Source organism: Caulobacter sp. P1_B12_2 (genome assembly GCF_056406675.1).
Window position 1 is genome coordinate 1 of record NZ_JBFTZS010000447.1, and the last position, 3749, is coordinate 3749.

At 69.4% G+C, this 3749-nt stretch carries 4 protein-coding genes; all 4 read left to right on the forward strand.

Annotated elements, in window-relative coordinates:
* Positions 1-98 precede the first annotated feature (98 nt).
* The 4 genes from AC1DZ6_RS21155 to AC1DZ6_RS21170 all read left to right on the forward strand — a co-directional run bounded on the left by AC1DZ6_RS21155 (position 99) and on the right by AC1DZ6_RS21170 (position 3702).
* Positions 99-593, forward strand: a complete 495-nt coding sequence (locus AC1DZ6_RS21155; RefSeq protein ID WP_477099103.1) for a GAF domain-containing protein — start codon at positions 99-101, stop codon at positions 591-593.
* Positions 594-697: 104 nt separating this feature from the next.
* Positions 698-1828 (forward strand): GNAT family N-acetyltransferase, encoded by a 1131-nt coding sequence (locus AC1DZ6_RS21160; protein WP_477099104.1) that lies wholly within the window; start codon positions 698-700, stop codon positions 1826-1828.
* Between the two features lie 24 nt (positions 1829-1852).
* Entirely contained in the window at positions 1853-2788 is a 936-nt protein-coding gene (locus AC1DZ6_RS21165; protein ID WP_477099105.1) for a glycosyltransferase family 2 protein, read from the forward strand.
* Positions 2671-3702, forward strand: a complete 1032-nt coding sequence (locus AC1DZ6_RS21170) for a hypothetical protein (protein WP_477099106.1) — start codon at positions 2671-2673, stop codon at positions 3700-3702. The genes AC1DZ6_RS21165 and AC1DZ6_RS21170 overlap by 118 nt, the downstream gene beginning before the upstream one ends.
* The last annotated feature ends 47 nt before the right edge of the window (positions 3703-3749 follow it).

Sequence of the window (3749 nt, forward strand, 5' to 3'; positions counted from 1 at the left end):
GTCGTCCCGGGCACAAGGCCCGGGATGACGGTGGAGCAGGGAAGGGTGACGGATCACGCCCCCTCGCATCCCCCCGCAAACGCGCTATATCCCCGCCCATGGCCGAAGCTTTCAACGACAAGACCCTGACCGCCGACAAGGCCGCCCGCTACGCCGAGGTGGCCGAGGAGATCGCCTCGGTGCTGGACGGCGAGACCAACCTGACCGCTCGCATGGCTACGGTGGCCTCGATGCTGGCCAGCAGCTTCGACCACTATTTCTGGACAGGCTTCTACGTGGTGGATCCGCTGAAAGAACGCGAGCTGGTGGTCGGGCCCTATCAGGGCACGTTGGGCTGCCTGCGCATCGCCTACGGGCGTGGCGTCTGTGGCGCGGCGGCGGAAACCGGCCGGACCCAGCTGGTCGCGGACGTCCATGCCTTTCCGGGACACATCGCCTGCGACAGCCGTTCGGAGAGCGAGATCGTGGTTCCGGTGTTCGACGCCGCCGGGACGCTCCTGGCGGTGTTCGACGTCGATTCCGACAAGCCGGCCGCCTTCGACGCCGTCGATCAGCGCGGAATCGAGACGATCCTCAAGGCGACCTTCGCCTAGTTACACGCTCTGCGTGAATGTTCGCCTATCCGGCGAAAATGGCCCGCCCGTTGCAGTCCTGATCCACATCATTCCCTAACCGGATCGGATTAGGACACATGGCGATGCTGGACATTGAGACCCTTCACCCGCGGGCTTTGGCGGAAGCCGACCTTCGGGCGTGGCGGGATATGGCGGCGGCCGAGCCGGCGTTCCACAGTCCCTTGCTGGGTCCCGATTTCGCGCGCGCCGTCGGGGCCGTGCGCGACGACGCCCGTGTGGCCGTGATCCGGCGCGACGGCCAGACCCTGGGCTTCCTGCCGCATCACCGTCGTCCCGGCGCCATGGCCCGGGCCATCGGCTCGCCGCTGTCGGACTATCACGGCCTGGTCTCGCGGGCCGACGCCGGTCTGGACGCCGCCGAGGTGCTGGGCGCGGCCGACCTGACCGCCTATCGCTACACCGGCCTGATCGACCCGCATGGCGTGTTCGGTCGGAACGAGACGAAGACCGCCCATGTCATCGACCTGAACGGCGTCGACGCCGAGGCCTATCTGGAGGCCGTGCGCGCGGCCAGCCCCAAGAAGATCAAGAACTGGCGCCGCCTGGACAGCAAGCTGGAGCGCGAGATGGGGACCCTTGAACTGGTCGCCGCCGACCGATCGCGCGAGGCCTTCGACCAGCTGATCGCCTGGAAGCGCGAACAGCTGGAGCGCACCGGCGTCCACGACTTCCTGCGTCCCGACTGGGTGCGCGGCCTGCTGCTGGACCTGTTCCTGAAGCAGACCGGTCCGTTCCAGGGCCTGATGATCAACCTCTATGCCGGCGGCGAGCTGGTGGCCGGCCACTTCGGCGTGYGGCTGGGCGGCGTCTATCACCCGTGGATCGCCTCGACCAACGCGGCCTATGGCGAGTGGTCGCCGGGCCAGATCTTCTTCATGCGCGCCATCGCCGCCATGCCGGGCCTGGGTCTGCACCACTACGACCTGGGTCCCGGCCACGATCACTACAAGGGCGCCTACGCCCTGAGCCAGGTCCAGATCGGCGACGGCACGGCGACGGCCTCGACCATGGCCGGCCGTCTCGCTCACTCGATGGACGGGGTGATGATCCGGGCCGGTTCACGCGGCGCGGGCCCGGTCGGGCGGCTCTCCCGTCGCATGGACGCCATCGCCAGCGTCGAGCTGACCCTGGGCGGGCGGATGCGCGGCCTGGTCGACGCCTTCGCTAACCAAGCGCAAAGGCGTGGCGGTTAAGCTCCGCCAAAGCCTGGAGTTCCCATGCGCGTCACGGTCATGATCCCCACCCAGCGACGTCCAGACGGTCTGACCGTCGCGGCGCGTTCGGTGTTCGCCCAAACTGGCCTAGAGGGGGTCGGCGTGGATTTCGCCGCCCTGGAGCTGGTGATCGTCGACAACGACCAGACCCCGTCGGCGCAAGCCGCCGTCGCCGAGCTGGCCCGCCAGGCGCCGTGTCCGGTCCACTATGTCCACGAGCCGCGCCCCGGCGTGGCCCACGCCCGCAATGCCGGCATGGCCAAGGCCAGCGGCGAGCTGATCGCCTTCCTCGACGACGACGAAGAGGCGCCGACCGGCTGGCTGGCCGCGCTGCTGGCCGCCCAGGCGCGCTACGACGCCGACGTGGTGTTCGGCCCGGTCCGGGCCCGCGCGCCGGTCAGCGTGACCGCGCATCGCGACTATCTGGAGCGCTTCTTCTCGCGCCAAGGGCCCGCCGAGGCGGGGATCATCGACCACTACTACGGCTGCGGCGACAGCCTGCTGCGTCGCGCCGCCTTGCCCGATCCGCTCGCGCCGTTCGCGGTGGAGCGCAACCACATCGGCGGCGAGGACGACATGCTGTTCGGCCACATGCAGGCCGGCGGCGCGCGCTTCGCCTGGGAGCCGTCGGCCTGGGTCTGGGAAGATCCCGTGCCCGACCGCCTGAGCCTGGACTACACGATCCGCCGCGCCTTCGCCTACGGCCAGGGCCCCTCGGCCCACTGCGCCGCCGCCAGCCCGCCCGACCGCGTCGGCGTCGCGCGCTGGATGGCCGTCGGGGTGGTCCAGAGCGCGCTGTTTGGCCTGGTGGCCGGCTTCAAATGGCTGACCCGCGCCGGCGACCGCGCCGAGTGGCTGGACCGCGCCGCCCGGGGCCTGGGCAAGACCCTGTGGTGGGGTCCGTTCAAGATCCATTTCTACGGAAGGACCGCGTCGTGAGCATCGTCAGCGACTGGACGGACGACAAGGCGAAAGCCTTCGGCCGCGAGAACCTGGTGTTCCAGCACGGCCTGCACGAGCGGCCGATGTTCGACGACGAGGGCCTGGCCCGGCTGCTGGACCAGTATCCGCGCGAGCAACTGGGCGTCTTCACCATGGGCGAGGACCCCAAGGCCTGGACCACCTGGCGCAAGGGCGCGGCGGGAAACCTGACCGGCGACCAACTGCTGGAGGCCGCCCAGAGCGGTAGGATTTGGCTCAACCTGCGCCACGCCAACGATTTCGTGCCGGAATACGCCGCCCTCTGCGACGAGATCTTCGCCGAGAAGGAGGCTCGCGTCCCGGGCCTGAAGACCTTCAAGCGCGACCTGGGCATGCTGATCAGCAGCGCCGACGCCCAGGTGTTCTATCACCTGGACGTGCCGCTGGTGTCGCTGTGGCAGATCCGCGGCCAGAAGAAGGTCTGGGTCTATCCGGTCGCCGATCCCTATGTGGGCGAACTGGCGCTGGAGAAGATCGTCCTGAAGGAAACCGCCGAGCAGTTCGCCTTCGACCCGGCCTGGGACGCCGGCGCCCAGTGCGTCGACATGGTCCCCGGGACCATGGTCACCTGGAAGCAGAACGCCCCGCACCGGATCGAGAACGGCCCGATGCTGAACGTCTCGATCTCGATCGAATTCATGACCCCGCCGGCCCTGATGCGGGCCAACGTCATCTACGCCAACGGCGTGCTGCGCCGCCGCCTGGGCGCCAGGCCGCGCGTGCAGAGCGGCTTCGGTCCTACCGCCCTCGGCAAGCTGGCCGTGGCGCGCGGGGCCAAGGCCCTGAACCTGCAGACGCCGCACGTGCGGCATCTGCCGGTGACGTTCGGGCTGGACGCACAGCGGCCGGGCGTGCTGGTCGAGCGGGGCTGACAACCGACCCCTTGTTACATCGTCATCCCGGGCCCTGTGCCCGGGAC